This is a genomic window from bacterium, from assembly GCA_030652805.1.
GTDB lineage: Bacteria > JAHJDO01 > JAHJDO01 > JAHJDO01 > JAHJDO01 > JAHJDO01.
The window spans coordinates 1-4,790 of record JAUSPT010000079.1; the positions used below are offsets into that span (position 1 = coordinate 1).

Sequence of the window (4,790 nt, forward strand, 5' to 3'; positions counted from 1 at the left end):
AAAAAAATGATACTATATATCAATATCAATCAAGCTGGAAAGGAGGTGGCAGAGAGCTTGAATTGTCGTGGCGTTTCTACGTATAAAGTAAAAATGCAAAAAAAGTTGAAAAGATCAACTTTTTATAACTAAACTATAACATAGAATTAAGCCAAGTGTAGTTTAATAAAAATATTTATTTAACTAACCGTAGGAAAAGCTATAAAGATTATCGGATTTTTCTAAGCATTTAATAGAAAAAGCAATATAGATTAAGGAGACTTAAGAGATTAAAAAGAGGAAAGCAGAGAGACATTAAAATGCAAGAAAAATCTGATGCATGTAGCTCCTATGTGTTTATCATGAGGGGGTAAGAGCATTATGATTAGCCTGTTAAGTAGTTATATTTTTTGGCTTGTAAGTGCAGGAGTTGGGCTTGGCTTTGGAGCAGCAGGATATATATACAGAAAATATGCAGCTGAGTCAAAAATAAGAAGAGCAGAGGAGTATGTTAAGAAAATACTTAAAGATGCAGAAAAAGAGATTGAGACAAAGCGGAAGGAGTTGGATCTAGAAGCAAGGGATGGGCTGTATAAGTTAAGATCTGCATTTGAGCAAGAGACAAGTGCAAAAAGAAAGGAACTTTCTGCTCTTGAGAGCAAGATAAGCCAAAAGGAATCAAACTTAGACAGAAAAGTTGACCTGTGGGAGAGAAGAGAACGGGAGATTGCAGATAAAGAAAATGGCATAAGACGAAAAACAGAAGACTTAGATAGAAGACAAATAGAACTTACTCGGACCTTAGAAGAGGAAAAAAGCAGCCTTCAGAGAATTTCCGGACTTACCCCAGAAAAAGCTAGAGAAGTGTTTCTTGCCAAAATAGCTGAAGAAGCTAAATATGACGCAGCGCTTTTAGCAAAGAAAATAGAAGACGAGTTTCTGGAGAATGCCCAAAAAAAGGGCAAGGAAATCATAGCTACAGCAATTCAGAGATGCGCTGCAGAATACACCACTGAATCTACAGTGTCTGTTGTATCTTTGCCAAACGAAGAGATGAAAGGACGTATCATTGGCCGTGAAGGGAGAAATATCCGGGCGTTTGAGACTGCAACAGGTATAAATATTATTGTTGATGACACTCCTGAAGCGGTTATACTTTCGGGTTTTGATCCTATAAGAAGAGAGATTGCAAAAATTGCTTTAGAAAAACTTATTGCAGACGGAAGGATTCACCCTGGTAGAATAGAAGAAGTTGTAGAAAAAGCTGATAAAGAAGTTCAATTTGCTATTAAGGAAGCTGGAGAACAGGCTGCCTTGGAAGTTGGAGTTCAAGGACTTAACTCAGAAGAAATAAAACTGATTGGTCGTCTGAAGTATAGGACAAGTTATGGGCAGAATGTATTGCAGCATTCAAAGGAAGCAGCTTATCTGGCAGGGGCAATGGCTGCAGAATTAGGTCAGGATATAAAGACAGCAAAACGCGCAGGTCTATTGCATGATATAGGTAAGTCTGTGGACCATGAAGTAGAAGGTACGCATGCGCAGATAGGTGCGGATTTGGCAAGGAAATGTGGTGAGTCAGATAAGATAGTTTATGCAATTGCTTCACATCATGAGGAAAAGCCAACAAATACCATTCTTTCTGTGCTTATTCAGGCGGCTGACGCAATCTCTGCATCACGGCCCGGCGTGCGACGCGAAACATTCGAAAAATATGTAAAGCGGTTGGAAGAATTAGAAAGTATTGCAACATCATTTCCAGGCGTTAATAAAACATATGCGATCAATGCCGGTAGAGAGATTAGAGTCATGGTTGAGCCTGATAAGATAAGTGATACAGAAAGTGTTAAACTTTTGCAGGATATAAGTAAGAAAATAGAAAAAAACTTGAATTATCCAGGGCAGATTAAGGTTACCTTAATTCGCGAGACTAGAGTAGTTGATTATGCAAAATAGATAGAAAATTGGCTAAGATTAGAATTCTTTTCATCGGGGATGTGGTTGGCAAGGCTGGACGTTGTGCAATAGAGAAACTTGTTCCAACTTTATTGAATACAAATAGCATAGATGTATGTATCGCAAATGGAGAGAATGCTGCAGGAGGTGTTGGAATTACACGGAAAATCTCTGACCAACTTTTTTCTTATGGAATAGATATTATAACATCAGGCAATCACATATGGAGTAATAAGGATATACTAAGTGCCTTGGACACAGATGAGAGAATACTGCGGCCAGCGAACTATCCTGATGGAGTCAAAGGGATTGGCTCTACAACATTTAAAAGTAAAAAAGGGTATATAATTGGAATCATAAATCTTATGGGGCGTGTTTTTATGAAGCCTTTGGATTGCCCTTTTAAGGTAGCAGAAAGAGAAATGGAAAAATTAAAAAAGAAAACAATGGTAAATATTATAGATTTTCATGCTGAAGCAACATCTGAAAAAATAGCTTTAGGCAGGTACTTAGATGGTAAAGTTACCGCAGTAGTAGGAACCCATACACATGTTCAGACCGCCGATGAGAAGATTTTTCCTAAGGGTACAGCCTATATTACAGATGCTGGAATGACGGGTCCTCACGATTCAATAATAGGAGCAAAAAAAGATTCTGTTTTTCAACGTTTTCTAACCCAAGTCCCTGTAAAAATTGAAGCCGCTTCAGAGGATATCTGGTTACACGGGGTAACTATTGAAGCAGATTATGATTCTGGAAGAGCTTTATCTATTGAGAGAATAAGCAAGAAGCTGTAAACAAATTATTAATTCAAAATTCAAAATTCAAAATTCAAAATTTCCCCTCATTCTTTTATTTTCTGTGTTCCTAATTACAGGTTGTTCTCCAAGAGCCATTCGTTATGAAGAAACAAAATTCTTAATGGGCACAGAAGTAAATATCATTGTTGTTGGCAAGAGCAGAACAATAATACGCTCAGCAGCTCAGGCTGGATTTAAAGAAATATCGAGAATAGAAGATATTATGAGCGCATATAAACCAGATAGCGAACTATGCTCGCTGAACAAAGCAGGGGAACAAGAAGACAGCAGAGAACTTCTGTATGTGATAAACAAAGCTCGTTATACTTCAGAGTTATCAAACGGAGCGTTTGACATTACATGTAAGCCATTAATTGATCTATGGCATAATGCCAGGGAAATAAACGAATTTCCGGATACACAGAATATTCTAAATACTTTATCTCTTGTTGGATATAGAAATATTTTAATAAAAAACAATAATGTGAAGTTCAATAAAACAGGCATCAAAATTGACCTGGGTGGGTTAGCCAAGGGATATGCAGTAGATATGGCTATGGATCTTATTAAAAACTATGATATTAAGGGAGCCTTAATTGATACAGGAGGTGATATCAGAGCTATTGGAAAGCGGGAAGATGGAAAGCTATGGAAAATAGGAATAAAACATCCAAGAGAAAGAAACAGGATTATAGGACTTATAGACTTAGACACTAATGCAATTGCGACCTCCGGGGATTATGAAAGATTTTTTATGCTGAATGGCAAGAGATATTCCCACATAATTGACCCAAGGACCGGCTGTCCAGTGGATAATCAAATAGTGAGTGTTTCTGTATTATCCTCAGATTGTTTGACTTGCGACAGCTTGGCAACAGCAGTAACAGTGCTTGGAGAGGAAAAGGGCATTGAACTAATAGAAAAATTAAAAGGCGTAGAAGCATTAATCATTACTATAAAAGATGGCAATTTAAATCTGATAAAATCGTCTGGGATGATGCAATTCGTCCTTCGCTAGAAGGATTCTTATTTCTCTAACCGATTTAGATCAGTGGTGCGTGGCGTATCCGCTCATCTCATTTCCGGTCCACTGCGACTTTGGCAATGACTTTGTGAAGCTGCCCAGACGAGATCAGTGGCATGTGTGCATCTTCCGGAAAGAAGATCGCAAAGGTTCCACATGCGGTTGACAGCCAGGCATCTGGCTTGTCCTTGAAGAACTGAGCGTCAGTTTCTTCATCGTATTCCTTTGAAGGTTGGTTACACGATGATTTGGGCTTCCATCCCATATTATCAGTTCCTGCCAAGACTAATTGGATATCAATGTATTTTTCATGCGTTTCGAGTAGAGCATCCTCTTTCTTACGACCATGATCCTTAGCCACCATAGCATAGACACTGTCTCCATCTATGTCATACTTGTTCACCGGCAGTTCCTTCAGATCTGGGCGCATAAGAAACTCAAATGCCTTTGCAAACCCCTTGTTCAAGGCCAAATAACGCTGTGCATTCTCAAGTACATCCAAAACCATGTTTATTCCCTCCTTCCTGAAATCCTATTGTGCTAACAATTAGTATATGGAATCCATATTTTTTCGCTTTCTCGGTATAAAATATAACAAATCTTTATTGATTTAGTCAAATACTCCTAAAAGTCCTCTTGGCAATCTATTATAAAAATAAACACTTGTAACACACACTATTGGAAACAGGTAAGCAGTAGGATGTTTTTGACATGAGATTGCGGAGGCTGAGAAACATAGGTAACACTCGTGGTATGATAGAAGACATCCAAACATTGCGAGCTAGCGAGCAATGTTTGGAGCAAGAATCTACCATATCGGAGGAGTTGCCAAATGAGAAAGACAGCTAGTTATTACTTCTTTAAGAGGAAGCCTCTACCTAAAATAAATCGATATGAACATTGGCGGGGTACAGCAGAGATTGCAGGGCTTTCTTCAAAAGCGAGACTAAGACTGGAATGGATAATATTTTACTACACTGCAGGAAAGGGAAATGCCAAGTTTGCCTGTAAACATTTTGGCATATCAAGAA

At 38.2% G+C, this 4,790-nt stretch carries 5 protein-coding genes; 4 read left to right on the plus strand and 1 reads right to left on the minus strand.

Translation table 11 applies throughout. The annotated features are described in order from the left end of the window. Window positions 1-360: 360 nt before the first annotated feature. The 3 genes from rny to Q7J67_08040 all read left to right on the plus strand — a co-directional run bounded on the left by rny (window position 361) and on the right by Q7J67_08040 (window position 3,753). Entirely contained in the window at window positions 361-1,935 is a 1,575-nt protein-coding gene (gene rny, locus Q7J67_08030) for a ribonuclease Y (GenBank protein ID MDO9465227.1), read from the plus strand. 17 nt (window positions 1,936-1,952) lie between these two features. Beyond that, complete coding sequence (locus Q7J67_08035; protein ID MDO9465228.1) at window positions 1,953-2,732, plus strand: TIGR00282 family metallophosphoesterase; 780 nt, start codon at window positions 1,953-1,955, stop codon at window positions 2,730-2,732. A 64-nt stretch (window positions 2,733-2,796) separates the two neighbouring features. Continuing rightward, entirely contained in the window at window positions 2,797-3,753 is a 957-nt protein-coding gene (locus Q7J67_08040; protein ID MDO9465229.1) for an FAD:protein FMN transferase, read from the plus strand. 58 nt (window positions 3,754-3,811) lie between these two features. Here the strand turns inward: Q7J67_08040 and Q7J67_08045 are convergent, their stop codons facing one another. Beyond that, window positions 3,812-4,267: a YhcH/YjgK/YiaL family protein gene (locus tag Q7J67_08045; protein ID MDO9465230.1), complete on the minus strand. Its 456-nt coding sequence runs from the start codon at window positions 4,265-4,267 to the stop codon at window positions 3,812-3,814. 324 nt (window positions 4,268-4,591) lie between these two features. Here Q7J67_08045 and Q7J67_08050 point away from each other — a divergent pair. Continuing rightward, window positions 4,592-4,790 (plus strand): hypothetical protein (locus Q7J67_08050; GenBank protein ID MDO9465231.1); only part of this gene is annotated, 199 nt, incomplete at its 3' end.

What these genes read in the sequence shown, in the direction of transcription:
- Q7J67_08045 (MDO9465230.1), bottom strand. Translation starts at nt 4,267, where the DNA reads ATGGTTTTGGATGTACTTGAGAATGCACAGCGTTATTTGGCCTTGAAC.
- rny (MDO9465227.1), top strand. Translation starts at nt 361, where the DNA reads ATGATTAGCCTGTTAAGTAGTTATATTTTTTGGCTTGTAAGTGCAGGA.